This window comes from Yersinia sp. Marseille-Q3913, assembly GCF_963892745.1.
Lineage (GTDB): Bacteria > Pseudomonadota > Gammaproteobacteria > Enterobacterales > Enterobacteriaceae > Yersinia > Yersinia bercovieri.
Genome location: NZ_CAWQAF010000033.1, coordinates 133,559 through 153,135, shown reverse-complemented (window position 1 = coordinate 153,135; position 19,577 = coordinate 133,559). Strand labels below are relative to the sequence as shown.

Below are 19,577 nucleotides of genomic sequence, written 5' to 3'. Positions count from 1 at the left end.
GTTAGCGGCGCGCATTCACCCGAATCACTTACTTGAGTAAATGATTCGGGACTCGTTTGCTTGCTGCCTATCTGCCATGCCAAAAACTTTGGATACTAAAAACACTGGCGCTAACATAAGTTAATTTAGATAATAATTAAATAGCTAAGAGAAATAAAAATATATATTAATAATTAAGAAAATTAAAACCATTAAATAACTTATATTTACTATCTTATATGTGAAATAGGTCAATTAATCACGCTATTTTTATGTTTAGCATGTGCTCGTCAATTAATTCTAATTAAAAACAGACTGACGTCATCTTATTTCACATTGTTGTTTTTATGTGAATTATTTATTTGAAGAGTGAATATTAAATTATTTAATCCCAAGTATTTAACTTGTCACTTATTTGTTATTTAAACGTTATAGCAGAGAGTCAATTATGGATGTGGTATTTAGCCGAATTAATCGTTCAGAGCATCAGCAGATTGCAGAAATAACACGTTTCTTACGTGCTAACGATCTGAATATAGATACCACTGTCGACGTATTTATTACCGTAAGCCATAATGAAAAATTGGTGGCCTGCGGTGGTATTGCGGGCAATATTATCAAGTGCGTGGCCATCAGCGAGGAGGTCAGGGGAGAGGGCCTGGCGTTGACACTGGCAACCGAGCTGGTCAATTTGGCCTATGAACGCCACCATAGCCATCTGTTTATCTATACCAAAACGAAAAATGAGAGCCTATTTAAAGATTGTGGCTTTTATCCGATAGCGAATGTACCTGGCATTGTGGTGCTAATGGAAAATAGCGCCTGCCGTTTACAGCGCTATGCCAAACAGTTAAGCCAATTACGTCAGCCAGGGCAAAAAATTGGCAGCATCGTGATGAATGCCAACCCTTTTACCCGTGGACATCAATATTTAGTTCGCCAGGCTGCGGCGCAGTGTGATTGGTTACATCTGTTTTTAGTGAAAGAAGATAATTCACGTTTTCCTTATAGCGACCGGCTGCAATTAGTCCTCGATGGCACACAAGATATTGCTAATCTCACGGTGCATCCCGGTTCGGAATATATGATCTCCCGCGCCACATTCCCCTGTTATTTCATTAAAGACCAGGGGGTGGCGGATGACTGCTATACCGAAATCGATCTGAAAATATTTCGCCAATATTTAGCGCCTGCACTGGGTGTCACTCACCGCTTTGTGGGGACTGAGCCATTTTGTACCGTGACCGCCAAATATAACCACGATATGGGTTACTGGCTGGAAACACCGGCATTGCCATACCCACCAATCTCACTGGTGGAGATTGAGCGCCTTAAATATCACAACACCGCCATCTCCGCCTCTTGGGTGCGCAAATTATTAGCGCAGGGAGACGCTGAAACTATTCGCAAACTGGTTCCGCCTGCCACCTGCCACTACTTACAGCGCCTGCTGACACAGCGTGCACAAAAGGCTGCCAGTAGTGAGAAAAGCGCCTTGTCCGCAAAGGATCCAGCCCTGTTTTAGTTGATTGATATAAGTCGATAAAGCAGGGCGCAAAGATAGGTACTGATACGTCAGTCAGAAGTCACTGAATTTGAAGATAAGTTAATCAGGTGAAAAATGAAAATTATCAGAGAGGCCGTCGCCGGAACACTGGAGTCGAGCGACGTCATGGTGCGTATCGCGCCATTAAATCCACCGGAAATAGACCTGCAAATTCACAGCAGTGTGGATAAGCAGTTTGGTGAGTCCATTCGCTACAGCGTATTGGCGTTACTGGAGCAGCATCAGGTCACCGGGGTGCAACTGGTTATTGATGATAAAGGCGCACTGGATTGCGTTTTGCAGGCACGACTTGAAACCGCGCTACTCAGGGCCTGCGATGAAAAAATTCTGCCATGGAGAGCGCAGTGATGAAAATTGAAATGAAAAATAGAATGCGCCGCAGCATGTTGTTCGTCCCCGGTGCCAATGCCGCTATGGTGAGCAACGCCTTTATTTATCAGGCAGATGCGCTGATGTTTGATCTGGAAGACTCGGTTATCCTGCGCGAAAAAGATGCTGCCCGCCGTTTGGTTTATCACGCCTTACAACACCCGCTTTATCAAAATGTGGAAACCATTGTGCGGGTCAATGCGTTGGACTCCGCTTATGGGCTGGCGGATTTGGAAGCGGTGGTGCGCGGTGGGGCAGATATCGTGCGCTTGCCGAAAACCGATAGCGCGAAAGATGTGGAGGATATGGCGCGGGAGATTAGCCGTATCGAATTGGAGTGTGGTCGCGAAGTGGGCAGCACGGGCCTGCTGGCCGCCATTGAGTCAGCGCAGGGGATCACACAGGCGCTGGCCATTGCCCAGGCATCTGAGCGCCTGATGGGGATAGCCCTGGGGGCGGAGGATTATGTCCGCAACTTGCGTACCGAGCGCTCAGCAGAAGGCATTGAACTGCTGTTTGCGCGCTGTTCAATTTTACAAGCCGCCCGCGCGGTGGGGATTCAGGCTTTCGACACCGTCTATTCGGATGCCAATAACGAGGTCGGTTTCTTGCAGGAAGCGGCGCTGATCAAACAGTTGGGTTTTGATGGCAAATCGCTGATTAACCCACGGCAAATCGAACTGTTACACAACCTCTATGCCCCGACCGAAAAAGAAGTTCGCCATGCGCAGGCGGTGGTAGATGCCGCCACGGCAGCGGAAGCCGAAGGGCGCGGGGTGGTCTCCCTGAACGGCAAGATGGTGGACAGCCCGGTGATTGAGCGGGCGCGGTTGGTTTTGCAACGTGCAGTCAGCGGTTTGCGTGAGGAATAAAAGATGAATAGGCAACAACGAGTAGAAAGTTTAACTCTCCGTCAGGACAATGGCCCGGCGTATCCGCAGTATCAAGACGCCTCTAAAGCCAATTTGCAGGCGCAAAAACCCCGTGACATCAAGATGTGCGATTCAGTGGAACAGGCTATCCGCCGTTCAGGGCTGCAAGATGGCATGACCATCTCCTTCCACCATGCTTTCCGTGCCGGTGATTTAACCTTGAATCTGGTGATGGATGCTATCGCCGCCATGGGTTTCAAAAATCTGCGCCTGGCCTCCAGCTCCCTGAGCGACTGCCATTCACCGCTGGTGGATCACATCCGCAATGGCGTGGTCAGCGAGATCTACACCTCCGGAATGCGCGGGCCACTGGCAGAGGAGGTGTCGCGCGGATTATTAGGTAAACCGGTACAAGTCCACTCCCACGGTGGGCGGGTTAACCTGATTGAATCCGGCGAGCTGACCATTGATGTCGCCTTTATCGGCGTGCCCGCTTGTGACGAATTCGGCAATACCAATGGTTTTGGTCAAACCAAGGATTTTAGCGGCAACGCCTGTTGCGGCTCTTTGGGCTACGCCAGAGTGGATGCCGAATATGCCGATTGTGTGGTGCTGCTAACCGAAGCGCTGGTGGCTTATCCCCATCACCCCGCCAGTATTACGCAGGATCAGGTTGATTTGATTGTACAGGTCGAAAAAGTGGGTGATGCCGACAAGATCGGCGCTGATACCACCCGCATGACCTCAAATCCCCGCGAACTGCTCATTGCCCGTCGTGCGGCTGAGGTTATCGCCGGATCGGGCTATTTTGTCGATGGATTTTCACTGCAAACCGGCACTGGCGGGGCATCACTCGCCGTCACCCGCTTTCTCGAAGACAAAATGCTGCGGCGCAAAATCACCGCAGGTTTTGCCCTGGGCGGCATCACCTCAACCATGGTGGAGCTGCATGAGAAAGGGCTGATAACCAAGCTGCTGGATGTGCAAAGCTTCGATCGCCAAGCCGCCGCCTCGTTGGCCCGCAATCCACGTCATATCGAAATCAGTGCTAATCAGTACGCCAATTTCAGCTCAAAAGGGGCGTCAGTCGATCGGCTGGATGTGGTGGTGCTCAGTGCGCTGGAAATAGACACCGATTTTAACGTCAATGTGCTGACCGGCTCGGACGGCGTATTGCGCGGTGCTTCCGGCGGTCACTGTGATACGGCGGTCGCGGCGCGTCTGTCGATTATCGTCGCACCACTGGTTCGTGGGCGCATCCCAACACTGGTGAATAACGTGACCACCTGTGTCACCCCTGGTTCCAGCATCGATATTTTAGTGACCGATCACGGTATTGCGGTCAATCCGGCTCGGCCTGAGCTGGCAGAGCGCTTGCAGCAAGCGGGGTTGCCGGTGGTGAGTATCGATTGGCTCTATCAGCGCGCGTTGATTCTGACCGGGGTGCCGCAGCCCATCAAGTTCACTGATCGCGTGGTGGCGGTGGTGCGTTACCGCGACGGTTCAGTGATTGATGTTGTGCATCAGATAGAGGAGTAGGCGATGAATACGCTCTCTCCCGCACTCGCTGCCAACCGGCCCATTAGTCTGCCGGAGTTGCTAACCAGTCGTGAATCCCGCCAGAACCGACAACAACTCTGGCTGGCGCGCCATCAGGTGAGCTTGATTTCACTCACCCTGGTGGCACCCGGCGCGGTGAAAGATAACCCTTTGACGCGCAAGCTGTTTGCCCTGGCATGGCAGGCGATCACCACCTTGAGTCAACAGCAGCGTTGGCCGGTGTTGCAGCAAGAGGTCTTTCCGCTACCGACCGGCTGCGAAGGTTTGATAGCCGTTGATTTGCCTGCTGAGCAGGTGAAGGATGCGGCGCTGCTCCTTGAGCTTAAGCATCCGCAGGGCCGGTTATGGGATATCGATGTACTTGATGTGACCGGTCAGATCCTGTCTCGCCGTGACCTTGGCTTGCCGCCGCGCCGCTGCCTGTTGTGTCATCACCCCGCCAATGTGTGTGGCCGGGCGCAAACGCATAGCATCGACGAATTATTGGCTCAGATGGAGTTGATGCTCAATGCCACAACTGCAACGCACTGACGAGAGGGCGACGGCATCACCCTCGGTGCTGGTTGGGGAGGCTTCTGGCTTCTCAACCCACTGGGGCGGGCTGGCTTATCGGGCGATGCTGACCGAGGTCAACTTGACGCCCAAGCCCGGTTTGGTCGATCGCTGCAACTGCGGCGCACATAAGGATATGGCGCTAATCGACTTTTATCACAGCGCCGATGCGATTGCGCCATGGCTACCGCGCTTTATTGAGCATGGCATCAGCCATCACCATTTGGCGGGGCAGGCGGCACTGAACAGTTTGCGACCACTGGGGCTGGCGTGTGAAAACAGCATGTTTCGCGCCACTGGCGGCGTCAATACCCATAAAGGCACGGTTTTCTCGTTGGGATTGATCTGCTGCGCACTGGGGCGGCTAAAAGCCCGCGCTGAACAGATCAATGCTGATGCGGTTTGCCACGAGGCTGCAAGCCTCTGCTGCGGGCTGACACAACGCGAGCTGTACCAGTCAAATCCACAGCAAACAGCGGGGCAGCGCTTGTTCTATCAACATGGCCTGACCGGCGCACGTGGCGAGGCAGAGTCTGGCTTCGCCACTGTATTGACCCATGCCTTACCGGCGTATCAGCGCTTATTAGCTACGGGTACGCAACCTGACCACGCCCTATTGCACACCTTGCTGATTTTGATCTCCGTCAACCGCGATACCAATGTGGTCTCCCGTGGCGGTATGGCGGGGCTGCAATGGCTACAACAACAGGCGACGGAAATTCTGACTTCACTCTCACCGGCAGGGATGGGTGACCCACTCAGCCAGCGGCGGGTGCAGGAGTTTGACGCCCAATGTATCACCCGCAACCTGAGCCCCGGCGGCAGTGCTGACCTGCTGATCTTGACCTGGTTGCTGGCGCAGTTCCCTCATCATCCCTCTCACAAAAAATAATAACGGTGTTATAGGAGTCTCTTTATGTTGAAGTCGCAAGAGAAATTATGGAAAGCGCTCGCCCCCTTTGTGGTGCTGGCCATTCTGCTGCTGATCCCGACCCCGGAAGGAATGCCCCCTCAAGCCTGGCGCTATTTCGCGATTTTTGTCGCCATGATTGTGGGGATGATTTTAGAGCCCATTCCCGCCACGGCGATCAGTTTTATCGCGGTGACGATTTGTGTGCTCAGCTCTGACTGGGTGCTATTTAGCGCCGCAGAAGTGGCGGATGCTGGCTTTAATGGCGGCAAAGAGTCACTGAAATGGGGGCTGGCAGGATTCTCCAGTACCACCGTCTGGCTGGTATTCGGCGCATTTATCTTTGCTCTCGGCTATGAAGCCACCGGACTGGGCCGCAGGATAGCCCTGTTCATGGTGAAATTCATGGGCAAGCGCACCCTGACACTGGGTTATGCCATTGTCATCATCGATATTCTGCTGGCCCCTTTCACACCATCGAATACCGCCCGTACGGGGGGCACCGTGTTCCCGGTGGTGAAAAACCTGCCGCCGCTGTTCGATTCATTCCCCAATGATCCATCATCACGGCGCATTGGTGGATATCTGATGTGGATGATGGTGATCGGCACCAGTATCAGCTCCTCGATGTTTGTGACCGGCGCGGCACCTAATGTGTTGGGTATTGAGTTTGTGAATAAGATAGCTGGCGTCCATATCGGTTGGATGCAGTGGTTCCTGGCATTCTTACCTGTTGGGTTAATTTTGCTGATCGTGGCACCCTGGCTCTCTTATGTGCTGTATAAACCCGGCGTGACGAAAAGTAATGAAGTGGCGGCCTGGGCGCAAACAGCACTGAATGAGATGGGGGCGCTGACTCGCAAAGAGATGATTCTGATAGGTTTAGTCTTGCTAAGCCTGTGCTTATGGGTATTTGGCGGCGCATTTATTGATGCGACAGCCGTCGGCTTGCTGGCAGTCTCCCTCATGTTGGCGCTGCATGTGGTGTCATGGAAAGATATCACCAAATACTCCAGCGCCTGGAATACCTTGGTTAATCTGGCAACATTGGTGGTGATGGCCAATGGCCTGACCCGTTCTGGCTTCATTGATTGGTTTGCTAACACCATGAGCACCCATCTGGATGGTTTCTCACCGACAATAACGGTGGTAGCGCTGGTATTGGTGTTCTACTTCTCCCACTATCTGTTCGCCAGTTTGTCTGCTCACACCGCCACCATGCTGCCGGTTATTTTGGCGGTGGGTAAGGGTTTGAGTGGTGTGCCGATGGAGCATTTATCTATGCTGCTGGTACTCTCCATCGGGATCATGGGGGTTCTGACACCTTACGCCACCGGCCCTGGTGTGATTATCTATGGCTGCGGTTATGTGAAATCGAAAGATTACTGGCGGTTGGGCGGGATCATGGGGGTGTTCTATATCACCATGCTGTTGTTGGTCGGCTGGCCAATCATGAGCCTGTGGTACTGATCCAAGCCCCTGTGCTGAGTTAAAACCCTGTGCTGAGTTAAAACCCTGTGCTGATAATGTGTTACCTCGTTGGGCAGGGTTCTAATATTGTGGTGGCGAAGGTTACCGACTACTATAAAGCCGATGAATCAATAGGATTAGGATAACCAGTGACGTCGGTCTTTATCCGTAACTTTACCTTCGCCGCACTGCCCGCCAGCGGTTTGAATGGTCAGCCACTGTTTCACGGACTGCTGTCGAAATGTGATTTTGATGTCAATGAATACCGGGATGAGCTCTTTGCCGTCTATGGCATTGCGTTTCCTGGCAGCTTGCACAAGGCCGTGAGTCAACGGCGTGCTGAATATCTGGCCGGGCGCTTTGTGGCCCGCCAAGTTCTGAATATGCTGGAAATCCGAGACTACCCACTGGTCAATGGGCTGGATCGTGCACCCCAGTGGCCCCCCGGCCTGATTGGTAGCATCAGCCATAATCGCCAACGCGCTCTATGCACGGCTCAAATCATCACTCCCACAGTAGAGTCATTAACGGCAAGCCGCCATGGCATTGGGCTGGATATCGAAGGGCTGATCCCTGTTGAGCGGGCGAAAGATTTATGGCCCGGCATTCTCAGTGAGGAGGAGTACCGCAATTCTCAGGAAGGCCCACTGCCTTTCAACCATTTGTTGACGTTAGCTTTTTCAGCCAAAGAGAGCTTATTCAAAGCGGTATATCCGCAACTGGGCCGCTATTTTGATTTTCTCGAGGCGCGTCTCATAAGTTATTCGCTGCTCTCAGGGCGTTTTGAATTGCAGTTATTACGGGGCTTAAGTGATGATTTCCCCGCAGGCCGCTGTTTTACCGGCTGTTTCACCGTTAGCGATAGTGATATTCAAACATTTATTGCTTATTAATCTTGATGCTATCGATTTTCGAAATGATTTCTCAGAATTTAAAATTGGAAATTTTAATATAGATGGACTAAATATTTTGATACCAGCCATATTTATCTGATAGGGAATCATGAAATATATCGTGCTAATTGTTTTTATCCTCTGTGTCACCTATGTACATTTTCGAGGGAAGAGACGTTACAAATTCTGGCGGCAACTTTCAGATCACTCGACATTTGTCTCACCCATTAATGTGTTTATGTACTTATTTTCACGTGTTCCCACCACCCCCTATCTAAAGCAGGATCTTTTTCCCGAGCTAGCTATACTGCGTGAAAACTGGCTTCAAATCAGGGAGGAGGGCAAAGGGTTGATGGCTATCCAGCAAATCAAAGCATCGGATAAATATAATGATGCGGGTTTTAACTCCTTCTTTAAAACGGGCTGGAAACGGTTTTATCTGAAATGGTACGAAGATAGCCATCCATCGGCGATGACACTCTGCCCACACACCACGTCATTATTACGTGAGTTGCCATCAGTGAAAGCGGCGATGTTTGCTGAATTACCAGATGGTAGCCGTTTACCCAGACATCGTGATCCTTATGCCGGCTCCCTGCGTTACCATTTGGGCTTAATGACCCCGAATGATGATCGCTGTTTTATTGATGTGGATGGAACAACTTACAGTTGGCGTGACGGCGAGGGGATCTTGTTTGATGAAACCTATATTCACTATGCCGAAAACCAAAGCGGGCAGAACCGACTTATTCTATTTTGTGATATTGAGCGCCCGATGCGCTACCGCTGGGCACAATGGGTTAACCACTGGCTAGGGCGTCATCTAATGAGTGCCGCCACGGCACCCAATGAAGAGGGGGATCGTACCGGTGGCGTGAACCGGATGTTTAAATATATCTACGCGGTGCGCAAAGTTGGTAAGCGGTTGAAAGCCTGGGATCGCCGAATTTACTATCTGATCAAATGGCTATTATTTGGTGGTATCGCCGCACTGATTTTTTATGCGCTGTAAAACCGCGTTGATAAAGAGGCTAAATAAGCCGCTCTTTGTTTTGATAAAAAAGAGAAGTAATTTGATAAAAAGAGAAGCAAAAAGCCCGCTTAAGTTTCCTTAAGCGGGCTTTTCTAAATTTGGCTCCTCTGACTGGACTCGAACCAGTGACATACGGATTAACAGTCCGCCGTTCTACCGACTGAACTACAGAGGAATCGTGTGAACGGGGCGCATGATATCTGGCATGCCTGATACTGTCAACGCTAAATGAGTTCATTTGCCGTGATTGCTCAGCATCTGAGCAATCACGGCAAATAGTGCTACTGTTTTTCCCAGCGTTTCAGTCTGGCCAGCGGATCCTGACGATAGAAAGCGCAAAAATGTTGATAAACAGCAGGGAAGCGGCCCTCCAGCAACTCAGGTGCACTGAAAAAATATTCAGATAGCACAGCAAAACACTCCGCCGGGTCACTGGCGGCATAAGCATCCATGCTGGCGGCCTCGACACCGACCATATCTATCTCATCTTGAATATTGTCCATCGCCTGATGCAGGTCATACTCCCACGAAGCGACATCCCGCATGGCGATAGGCGGCACACCATTTGAGTTGCCACCATTACGCATATCCAACTTATGCGCGGCTTCGTGAATGACCAAATTAAAACCTGATAAATCAAATGAGTCCTGGACATCTTGCCAGTTCAGGACAATCGGCCCCTGTTCCCAGCTCTGACCGGATTGTACTGATTGACCAGAATGTACCAGGCCGAGGTCATCTTGCCACTCATCCTCAACCACAAAAGGCGAAGGATAAATAAGTACCTCATGAAAGCCATCTAACCATTTTGCGCCCAGTTCCATGACGGGCAGTGCAAACAGCAATGTAAGACGAGCTTGCATCAGTGGGGTTAATACCAACCCCTGTAACGGTACTAGCCGTTTTTGTTGTAGCAGATGACTCGCCACAGAGACCAGGCGCTCTTGCTCCTGCTCATTCAAAGGCGCTAACAAGGGGATATCCAGGGCTTCGCGCCACTGCGCAAGTATCTCCGCTTGCGGTTGATTTGCTTTCCACAGCCACTTAATCATCAGGTTGCTCACAAAGTGATCATTCGAACATCTAAAGCAGGGAGGTGTTGTTGTAAACATGCCGCAAAAGGGGCCATGTTCGCAACCCTTTCATGGAGAGAGACATGAGCGGTTGAAAAGGCCGCCTCGAAAACACCCGAGGAGATATTCTTTCAGCGGAGGGGAACCCCTCGCACACTGCCATTATTCAAGCACTTATAGAAAAAAAATTCAGCGATCCTTATCACACTAAGTCTGCCTGATCAGGGGATAAATCCGCGTGATCTTTTATCACACCATAAAATGGCATGACTCACCGGATGGCGGATATGGGCATTGAAACCATCTCCAGCCACAAACTCGGCATATCTTGCTCTATATAGCAGGGGCGATAGTGTCCGATTATCGACGGGCGCGACGAAACAATTACAGATGTAACGAAAAAATTATTGAAATGGGCAGCAACGAGCACCGACTTTACATTTGAGATGCGGTGTCGATCTTCAGATAATAATCCATTAGGTATCATCATAATATAAAATAATAACCTGTGGAGTATAAATAGGGATTTTGTCAGCAAGATACTGATTCAGTATGCTTATTATAGAATTATAACTTTTTAAGTTGGATTTTAATAAAATAAATTGATCAATAAATCTACTACTTAATTGTCATGTAGTTAGTGAGGTAATTATTTTTATGGGTAAATAAAGCGCGTGTAGGACAGTAAATAACTATGACGTAGGAATATTCCTACACAAGATCGACACCTTATCTTATATACAAGGAAAGTCTTAAAACGTCTAATAACTGTATTATTATTAAATTCATATATTTTCTGTATCAACAGATAATAAATGAAGTTAAGCCGCAGGCGTCAGCCTATAGGTCGATTAAGTATCGAAATACGATACATTTTATATCAGGATTATTAAAATGAAAAAGCAACTGGCCCAAATTACCGTACTCTCCTCTTTAATTTTTGGTATTAATGCTGCCAATGCAGACGCACCTACTGCGGAATTAAAAGTAGTAGGTAGCTTGACAGTGCCAAGCTGCACCATCGTTGCGCCAGATGACGGCGTATATGACTTTGGTAACCTATCTTCATCTTTAGTTAAATCAGGCACCGCCACGACTGCCTTGACGCCAATAACTAAAAATTGGACGGTAAACTGTGATGCAGAAACGTATCTAAACTTTACCCCCATTGATAACCGCACGGCTTCTGCAAGTGTCGCAGGTACAACTAACTTCGGCTTGGGTAACGTAAATGGCACCGGTAAAATCGGTTACTACAATGCGCAGATGAAGAATGGTACTGTGGACGGTAAAGTGTCTAACGTGTTCTCTTCCGCCACCACAACCTTTGCCGCGGCCACCACCGCTAACCTGACAACAGGTTTACGCACCGGTTGGTCTTCTGCAGCCAATACCCAAAGTGTCGGCAAAGTATTCACCGCTGACATTACAGTAAGCCCGATTCTGGCAGGGACCACCACCATGGGCGGGCCGATCACTGAAGATGCAGAGATCGACGGTTCAATGACGATGAACTTCGCCTTCGGTATCTAGTTCTCGCCTACGGAACGATGGAAATATAGGGGTAGATTTCATCCGCCCCTATATTTCAAATAAGTAAGATTTATTTCTTCATCTTATTTTTCGGGGGCGCTATTTTGTTTGCCTGTCATATTTCGTTCCCGCTTATCGCGCTTATATTGTCTCTTTTTCCCGTTGTGACTCTCTCCGCGACTAAAGAAGGTGCAGTGGCGTTTGATATAAAAACATTGGAAGGTTTGGGTTTTTCAGCCAAATTAGCTGAGTTTTTCAGTACACAGGATAAATTTTTACCGGGTCAGCATGATGTCACCATTATTATCAATGCCAATAAAACCTACTCTGTCGCTGCGACGTTCGATGGTGATGGCAAATTATGTGCGGATAAACAGTTATTGATGGGACTGAAGTTACGCCATAAAAATAGTGATGATGGTTGCGAAAATATTGACACATTATGGCCTGGGGTGACTGTTAAGTTATTTCCCGGCCAATTTCGGGTGGAAATGACATTACCGCAAGAAGCTTTTGATCCTGAAATGGAAGGCAGTGATTACCAACAGGGGGGTCACGCATTATTGCTTAACTATAACTTATTTGGTCAGCGCTTCGAGAGTAACAACGATAGCCTCAATCTGTTTCAAGGACAATTTGAGCCGGGCATCAACTTTAATAACTGGGTACTGCGAAACCGTGGCTCCTACACTTATAACCAAGGGATCAACAGTTACGACAATCAGGAAACTTACGCATTGCGTGCCGTGGAGTCATTAAAATCTGTTGTGCAACTGGGTGAATTTGGTCTGGTCGGCGATACATATTCTGGTCTGCCAGTCGCGGGTGTTCAGTTATATTCCGATAATGCTCAGTTGAATAATACGCAGCTCACGGTGCCAATTGAAGGGATAGCGAATAGCAATGCCACCATTGAAATCCGTCAGCGTGGGCGAGTTATTTACCGAACTGTTGTCGCGCCAGGGCCATTTTCGCTATCTAATATTAGTAACTTTTCCAGTGGTGTCGTGACTGACGTCGATATTATTGAAGACGATGGAGCACGGCAGCATTTCACTGTATCCAATGCTCTTGACCCAAATTTTGAGCAGCAGGCCGCCACACACCAATTAGCGATAGGTCGCTATCGGAATACGCTGCTTGATGATAAAGGTCAGTCGCCACTCTTGGTTTCGGGCGAAATATCGTTTAACCCGGCGAACTCTTTTCGTATGACGTCTGCCGGACTAATTTCTACTGATTATCAGAATATCAGTGTGCAAAACCTTTATAGCGGTTTGGCTAATGGCTGGTTTTCAGCGACGGCAAGTTATACCAATACCAAGGATGCGGGGCAGGGATACCAGCTTATGTTGCAGAACCAACTGGCAATTACTGGCAATTTAAGTGCTTCATTATCGACGGCATACAATTCAGCGAATTACTGGTCGCCTGATAATGCCCTGAGCAGTAATAATAATCTTAAGGACTTGATGTACGGGAAATTACAAAACTCCACCTCGGCGGCAATAACATGGGCGCATCCGCGATGGGGCGCATTCTCCTATGTGCTGTCTAATAATAGGTATTATCAGGCGGCCGACAGTGTTTCCCAAACTTTTTCTGCGAGCGAGCAATTTGGCCGGGTTACTACTACGCTGAGTTTCCAATCTACCTCGCAGGGGCAGAGTGCAATCTATGTTGGTATTAACATGCCATTAGGCCAGGGGTCGCTCAGTGGGCGAATGCAGCGCGGCAATGGCAATATGACATTAGGCAGTACTTATCAGGGGAGCTGGGATGATTATAAAGGGTACTCAGTGGGGATAACTGGCAGTGATAGCCAACGTCGTATTAATGGTGCACTGAATATGAAAACCGCCTATTCACAACTGGCTAGTGGGGTATCTCAGGCGACAAATAATAGCCGCTCAGCATATCTTTCATCCAGCGGATCAGTGGCTTATGCGAATGACACCTTTGCTACTTCAGCGTCGGCGATTGGCGATACCTTTGCTGTGGTGAATGTCCCCCATCAATCTAACTTGCGTGTTTCTTCGCCTGGTAGTGGTATGGCGATTACTGATTATGCCGGGACGGCACTGCTGCCATCAGTCATGCCTTATACGGTATCGAAAGCACAAATAAGTACCAAAACATTGCCATTGAATATCCGCCTTAATAGCACCAGTGCTGATCTGAGGGTGACACGAGGCACTGTGGCAACCCGCTATTTTGAAGCGACAGAGACCCGCCAGTTGCTGCTGACTATCCGTGACAACCAGGGTGAGATGATGCCGGTAGGTGCCAACGTGCTTGATGAAAAGGGTAACTTCCTGGGCACCATTATCGGTGATGGTAACTTTATGCTGGAAAACAGAGCGATTGGGATCGTGTTACGCATAAAACCGGCTAACAGCAGTGAGTGTGTCGTGAATTATGCAGAACCGGATAAGTTTGATCCGGATACGTTGTATGAAGTTGCCGACGCGGTATGTCATTAAATTTAAAAACAGTCAGATACTCAGTAAATACTTTTTAAAATAGGATCTATTATGCAAAATATGATGGTTAGTCACCGCAGGATGAATATAGTGACTACATGTTCCCATATCTTCAAACATTTTAACTCGCTATTTATTTTGAGTTTGCTGGCTCTGTTAACTTGTTGGAGCATCACATCTTATGCTTCATTCAAATTAGAGAGCACGACGGTTATTTTGAAAGAAGGTGAGGGGCGCACCAGTTTTACCATAGATAATACCTCCGCTAACCCGATATTATTGGTCACTAAGTTGGTTGATTTGGATGGCAAAAATCTTAGCAAGCAGATTTTGATTTCGCCGCCAGTGGCGCGCATTGATGCCGGGCAAAGCCAGCAGGTCAACTTTGTGCTGAAAAAAGATACGGCTCTTGATACTGAAGTGCTGTTAAAAGCCTCATTTGAAGGTGTTGAGCAGGTGCCGGGCAATGCGACCGTGATGCCAATTCGCCAGGAGATTGGTTTTCTGATCCAGCCGAATGCGGTGCCACAGATTAAAACACCATGGCAGGAGCTGCTCCTCTCAACCTCAGGCAACAATTTAATCATTAAGAACCCAAGCAAACATGTGGTTCGCCTTGGGCCGCAGGTGATTTTAGTACCAGGTAATGAAGTTGTTGCGTTAGGCAACCCCTATATTATGCCCGGAGCTACTAAGCAGTTTGCGATTAAATCAGTGCCAACATCGGTTAAAGTCACACCGCTAAGCCGATATGGATTTGTGCAGGCTGAAGTAACAGTTCCTATTACACGCTAATAGCCTTACAACGGGGATAAAATATTAAAGGCGGCTGGCAATGGCCGCTTGTTTAATATGAGAAGAGGGCTAACTAAATAGGTTAGCTCTCTTTTTTCTTACCAAAAATCTTCAGTAGTGCGCCAACGGCACAACCAATAACCACACCCAAAATTACCCATTCAGTAAATGACATAATCAGACCTTTTCATTTGTTTGGTCTGATTATATAAATTATTCTCCGTTTGTCCATGTCAGACCCGATTAGTTGTTTTGCTGTTTATTGCTTTCGCACATGGTGAGGTCCGCAATCGTCGACCATACTCGTTATGGAAAAAATATTCGTAGTTTTAATAAGGATATAAAATTATGACAATAGCAATAAATAGAATGCGGTTATCCGCACTGGCCTTAATGCTCGCTAGCTTTGCGATCAATGCTGCACCTATTGCTGCACCCGTGCCCGGTTATACTTTGGAGCGAGTGGTTATCTTGAGTCGCCATGGTGTTCGTTCGCCGACGAAACAAACACAGTTAATGAATGATGTGACCCCCGATAAGTGGCCACAATGGCCAGTTCAAGCCGGATATCTAACCCCCAGAGGTGCACAATTAGTGACACTGATGGGTGGCTTCTATGGTGATTATTTCCGCAGTCAAGGGTTACTCCCAGCAGGGTGCCCGGCAGATGGAACCCTTTATGCGCAAGCCGATGTTGATCAGCGGACTCGCTTAACAGGGCAAGCATTCCTGGATGGTATAGCGCCGGGGTGTGGCCTAAAGGTGCATTATCAGGCTGATTTGAAAAAGGTCGACCCACTGTTTCATCCTGTAGAAGCAGGTGTATGTAAGTTAGATTTGGCACAAACCCACAAGGCTATTGAGGCGCGATTCGGGGCGCCATTAAGTGAACTGAGTCAGCGCTATGCTAAGCCATTTGCCCAGATGGGTGAGATCCTAAACTTCGCCGCCTCACCCTATTGCAAGTCACTACAGCAGCAAGGAAAAACTTGCGATTTTGCCACCTTTGCTGCCAATGAAGTTAAGGTGAATAAGCAGGGGACAAAGGTATCGCTCAGTGGGCCGCTAGCATTATCATCCACGTTGGGTGAAATTTTCTTGCTGCAAAATTCGCAAGGGATGCCGGATGTTGCCTGGAATCGGTTAAGTGGGGCAGAGAATTGGGTTTCATTATTATCGCTACATAATGCGCAATTTGATTTGATGGCGAAAACACCTTATATCGCCCGTCATAAGGGAACGCCGTTGTTGCAACAGATCGATACGGCTCTAACACTTCAGCGGGATGGTCAAGGCCAAACACTGCCATTATCTGTGCAAACCAAACTCCTTTTCCTTGGTGGTCATGATACCAATATCGCTAATATCGGGGGGATGCTGGGAGCTAACTGGCAACTACCACAACAGCCTGATAATACCCCGCCGGGTGGGGGATTGGTGTTTGAACTATGGCAGAATCCAGATAATCATCAGCAATATGTTGCGGTTAAGATGTTCTACCAAACGATGGATCAATTACGAAATAGCGAAAAATTAGATCTGAAAAGTCATCCAGCCGGTATTGTTCCCATTGAGATCGAAGGTTGTGAGAACAGTGGGGCAGATAAACTTTGCCAGCTTGATACCTTCCAAAAGAGAGTGGCTCAGATTATTGAACCTGCATGTCATATTTAAATAGTGCTATCCGGCTGGTATTACTGCTGGCCGGATATATAGCTATTAGTTAAAAACCTTGTGGCTATTATATGAAGTTGATTAGGCTTATATAAAATTAGGGTTATATAAGAGTAGTGCCGGAGTGACCTATTGATACAGGTTCACTCCGGCATATAAGGATTGATATTAATAAGGTGAGACATTAGCCTACAAAATAGTGTAGTCCAACAAAGGATTATCCCAGTCTGACTAAATCAAAAGGCACGTAACGTGCGCCGGTATGCTGTAACTCCACAACTGGCTCACGCTCTGCCTGTACTGGGGCCAAGCCATCCGCATGGATAGCTTTTGCTACATCTATTTCCCCTGTTTGCGCGACCATAACACGTTTGCCTGGGATAATTTGGTTTCTATTTCTATCATAGACTTTAACCATATTAACCTCCAATGCGCTAGCTATTATAACTCTTGTTTACTTGACGTGAAAAATGATATTTATTTTTTTAGTGGGGATCAAGTGGAATAATGAATTTTTTTCACTCAATTGATGGGGAATACCATTTCGCTAGGCGATTATAACTTCATTGAGGAGTCCGCCTGTTTGCGGACTCTTTGTCATATATATTCAGTAACAAGCTATCAACTATATCAGAGTCTTTTTCGTCAATGATTCCAGTATTTTTAGCGGAGATTGTTGAGGGTTTTTCATTCCAGCAACAGGTAGTAGGAAGGTTTGTTCCAGCATATATTGCCCACCCATCGCTGCGTGGGGAGTTTGATCTGAAAAACAGATCCAACTGCTGCCTGGTAGGAAATCAATCGCCTGTTGCAGACCATTTTTTTGATAATCCAAATCTGACTTCATTTTATCGTGTAACTGAAGCATTAGATGGTCGTAATGGCTACGGCGGCGCTTAGTGATACCCACTTTATGTTGTAGCCAACTACTGATAGGCGAATAGCGTTCAAGCTGGGGTAAATAGCGGCTGGCAAGTTGTGTGAAGTCTTCGCCCACCCGCCACGCACGAGGCTCACCATGAGGATTGATATTGGAGAAAATGCGGATGATGCGCTCACCATAATTAGGGCGAGAAGGGAAAGCATCAACATGTAGGCGGCTATCATCTTTGCGCCAAGATGTCTTATCGCGCCAGGCGGTCACTGGATGCAAACGCAGGCTATTGGTCGGACTATGCAGAACGGAGGTGTACTCCGGCAGTAATTGATTCACCAGACTGAGGCAACTTTGGTAATAGCGCTCAAGTAATTGGCGAATTAATGCAACCTTGGTTTCATCAGTGACACCAGTGAGCACGCCTTCTTGTGGTTTGAAGCTGATATTCTTACGTTTCACATCAACCAATGCAGGATCAAGCAGCTGTTTTTCCTGTTCACTCAGTTCAAAAGTAAGATGGGGTAAAAATAGAACTTTGCCTTGCTCCAGAGCCTCAACGGCACTGTTGCCATCCGCTTGGCCCCAACGGCTGTGGGGTAGCGTAAGAATCAATGAATCTGACGCCTGATTTAGATTATCACTACTCATCGATTATCCGCTGTTAGATATTCATTCAATGATTGGAATCATAACGCTTTATTATAGATAAAGTGAGGTTTGTAACACAATTTTCAAAATTTACAGCCCCTAGCCAACTGAGCTAATGGGGGTAACCGCCGCATAATGGGTGATGATTTTACAATCGAGGTCTGGATTTCGGCGTGTTCTGACCATCGATCAGTGATGATATCCAACTGTTCCATAGATTGAATGTGTAAACGGCTGATAAAGCAATCATCACCGGTCACTTTGTCACATTCAACACACTCTGGTGTTTCTTGGATCATTTGTTGGACAATATGCAGCATCCCTGCCAAGGGCTTAACGCGCACAATTGCTTGCAAGTTATAACCAAATGCCCGTTGGTCTAGGTCTAATGTATAGCTACGGATGATATTACGTTCTTCAAAGCGCCGGAGGCGTTCAGATGTGCTGGGGGAGGAGAGGTTCACTTGTTGGGACAACTCTTTCAGCGAAATACGAGCGTTTCCCGCTAAAATGGCAATCAATTGTTCGTCAATCTTATCCATACCTCTACTGGCCTCTTATTATTAGGTGCATTGGCATTATTATAGGCGATTTTTTAATGGACTACCGACTTTTGCCTAATAAATCTAATGTATCTGATAAATAAAGAGGCCAAGTTACGACTGCCACTCTGCCCCCGTGGTGGGGAAAAAGTGTTTTTTAATCTTACTGCTTACAGCCTTCAAGCTGATGTACTGGTTAATGAGGCGATAGCACTTGGCTCATTGGGTTGAGTCGACTTTTTTTGCAAATAGGCCAAGTCATAGACATCGTAAAAATCTATCTCACCTTTGTTGCTAATAATATGCTTAAAGCGAATCTTAAATTGATCACTGATATCTTTATTATTCAATATCTCGTCAATGGCTTGTGTTGATAACGCACGACTAAAGAACCACTCGCCGTTGTAACAGACACGTAAATCAAGAACACCTATATCTTCAAACCTAAAGACTGGTTTGATTTCCATCATCAGAATTGCTGACATCAGGACAAAGAAAACGGTAAAGGCAATCATATATCCGGTGCCAAAATAGGGCGTTAAGTACATTAAAACTAAAACAAAAAAGTATGACACTAGCATCGCCAAACAAAGATATGGGTGCTTGTAGACAAAATCGCTGTTAAATTTTAACCGACCATCTCTTTTTTCTTTTTGATTTATTCTTGCGATGTCGTCGATTAATATCTTTTTAATTATGTCCATAATTATGACCTTGTGATTAATAACGCATAAAATTAAACCATAA

Annotated in this window: 18 protein-coding genes and 1 tRNA gene; 13 read left to right on the top strand and 6 right to left on the bottom strand. The window is 47.6% G+C overall.

What is annotated here, in order from left to right; all coding sequences use genetic code 11:
* The first annotated feature begins 427 nt into the window (after positions 1-427).
* From citC to lpxO, 9 genes are all read left to right on the top strand, one after another.
* Entirely contained in the window at positions 428-1,504 is a 1,077-nt protein-coding gene (citC, locus tag AACW11_RS14100; protein ID WP_212584515.1) for a [citrate (pro-3S)-lyase] ligase, read from the top strand.
* Positions 1,505-1,600: 96 nt separating this feature from the next.
* The gene (gene citD / locus AACW11_RS14095) at positions 1,601-1,894 is read left to right on the top strand and encodes a citrate lyase acyl carrier protein (RefSeq protein WP_212584514.1); all 294 of its coding nucleotides are present in this window, start codon (positions 1,601-1,603) and stop codon (positions 1,892-1,894) included.
* Complete coding sequence (locus AACW11_RS14090) at positions 1,894-2,787, top strand: aldolase/citrate lyase family protein (protein ID WP_212584595.1); 894 nt, start codon at positions 1,894-1,896, stop codon at positions 2,785-2,787. Before citD ends, AACW11_RS14090 begins: the two co-directional genes overlap by 1 nt.
* 3 nt (positions 2,788-2,790) lie before the next feature.
* Positions 2,791-4,326 (top strand): citrate lyase subunit alpha, encoded by a 1,536-nt coding sequence (citF, locus tag AACW11_RS14085; RefSeq protein ID WP_212584513.1) that lies wholly within the window; start codon positions 2,791-2,793, stop codon positions 4,324-4,326.
* Between the two features lie 3 nt (positions 4,327-4,329).
* Positions 4,330-4,878 (top strand): citrate lyase holo-[acyl-carrier protein] synthase, encoded by a 549-nt coding sequence (gene citX, locus AACW11_RS14080; RefSeq protein ID WP_212584512.1) that lies wholly within the window; start codon positions 4,330-4,332, stop codon positions 4,876-4,878.
* Entirely contained in the window at positions 4,856-5,791 is a 936-nt protein-coding gene (citG, locus tag AACW11_RS14075; protein WP_445285825.1) for a triphosphoribosyl-dephospho-CoA synthase CitG, read from the top strand. The genes citX and citG overlap by 23 nt, the downstream gene beginning before the upstream one ends.
* A gap of 24 nt (positions 5,792-5,815) precedes the next feature.
* Positions 5,816-7,279 carry an anion permease gene (locus AACW11_RS14070; RefSeq protein ID WP_005279126.1) on the top strand — a complete coding sequence of 488 codons (1,464 nt, stop codon included), beginning with the start codon at positions 5,816-5,818 and terminating at the stop codon, positions 7,277-7,279.
* A 149-nt stretch (positions 7,280-7,428) separates the two neighbouring features.
* Positions 7,429-8,172 (top strand): 4'-phosphopantetheinyl transferase family protein, encoded by a 744-nt coding sequence (locus AACW11_RS14065; protein WP_212584511.1) that lies wholly within the window; start codon positions 7,429-7,431, stop codon positions 8,170-8,172.
* 109 nt (positions 8,173-8,281) lie between these two features.
* Complete coding sequence (gene lpxO / locus AACW11_RS14060; RefSeq protein WP_212584510.1) at positions 8,282-9,184, top strand: lipid A hydroxylase LpxO; 903 nt, start codon at positions 8,282-8,284, stop codon at positions 9,182-9,184.
* A gap of 120 nt (positions 9,185-9,304) precedes the next feature.
* On the opposite strand, the gene AACW11_RS14055 is transcribed toward lpxO, so the two are convergent.
* Both AACW11_RS14055 and mtfA read right to left on the bottom strand, forming a co-directional pair.
* A tRNA-Asn gene (locus tag AACW11_RS14055) sits at positions 9,305-9,380 on the bottom strand.
* A gap of 106 nt (positions 9,381-9,486) precedes the next feature.
* Complete coding sequence (mtfA, locus tag AACW11_RS14050) at positions 9,487-10,257, bottom strand: DgsA anti-repressor MtfA (RefSeq protein ID WP_032898536.1); 771 nt, start codon at positions 10,255-10,257, stop codon at positions 9,487-9,489.
* 915 nt (positions 10,258-11,172) lie between these two features.
* Here mtfA and AACW11_RS14045 point away from each other — a divergent pair.
* The 4 genes from AACW11_RS14045 (at position 11,173) to AACW11_RS14030 (ending at position 16,763) form a co-directional block, all read left to right on the top strand.
* Positions 11,173-11,811 carry a DUF1120 domain-containing protein gene (locus AACW11_RS14045; RefSeq protein WP_212584509.1) on the top strand — a complete coding sequence of 213 codons (639 nt, stop codon included), beginning with the start codon at positions 11,173-11,175 and terminating at the stop codon, positions 11,809-11,811.
* Positions 11,812-11,915: 104 nt separating this feature from the next.
* Complete coding sequence (locus AACW11_RS14040) at positions 11,916-14,294, top strand: fimbria/pilus outer membrane usher protein (RefSeq protein ID WP_445285824.1); 2,379 nt, start codon at positions 11,916-11,918, stop codon at positions 14,292-14,294.
* 90 nt (positions 14,295-14,384) lie between these two features.
* Positions 14,385-15,089, top strand: a complete 705-nt coding sequence (locus AACW11_RS14035) for a fimbria/pilus chaperone family protein (RefSeq protein WP_445285823.1) — start codon at positions 14,385-14,387, stop codon at positions 15,087-15,089.
* Between the two features lie 348 nt (positions 15,090-15,437).
* The gene (locus AACW11_RS14030) at positions 15,438-16,763 is read left to right on the top strand and encodes an AppA family phytase/histidine-type acid phosphatase (RefSeq protein ID WP_212584506.1); all 1,326 of its coding nucleotides are present in this window, start codon (positions 15,438-15,440) and stop codon (positions 16,761-16,763) included.
* A 217-nt stretch (positions 16,764-16,980) separates the two neighbouring features.
* Here the strand turns inward: AACW11_RS14030 and ydfZ are convergent, their stop codons facing one another.
* The 4 genes from ydfZ to AACW11_RS14010 all read right to left on the bottom strand — a co-directional run bounded on the left by ydfZ (position 16,981) and on the right by AACW11_RS14010 (position 19,534).
* On the bottom strand, positions 16,981-17,181 hold the full coding sequence (ydfZ, locus tag AACW11_RS14025; RefSeq protein WP_005277404.1) for a putative selenium delivery protein YdfZ: 201 nt from the start codon (positions 17,179-17,181) through the stop codon (positions 16,981-16,983).
* A 207-nt stretch (positions 17,182-17,388) separates the two neighbouring features.
* Entirely contained in the window at positions 17,389-18,288 is a 900-nt protein-coding gene (locus tag AACW11_RS14020; protein ID WP_212584505.1) for a Kdo hydroxylase family protein, read from the bottom strand.
* 83 nt (positions 18,289-18,371) lie between these two features.
* Positions 18,372-18,830, bottom strand: coding sequence for an Lrp/AsnC family transcriptional regulator (locus tag AACW11_RS14015; protein WP_212584504.1), 459 nt, complete (start codon positions 18,828-18,830; stop codon positions 18,372-18,374).
* A gap of 179 nt (positions 18,831-19,009) precedes the next feature.
* Entirely contained in the window at positions 19,010-19,534 is a 525-nt protein-coding gene (locus AACW11_RS14010; protein WP_212584503.1) for a YlaC family protein, read from the bottom strand.
* Positions 19,535-19,577 lie beyond the last annotated feature (43 nt).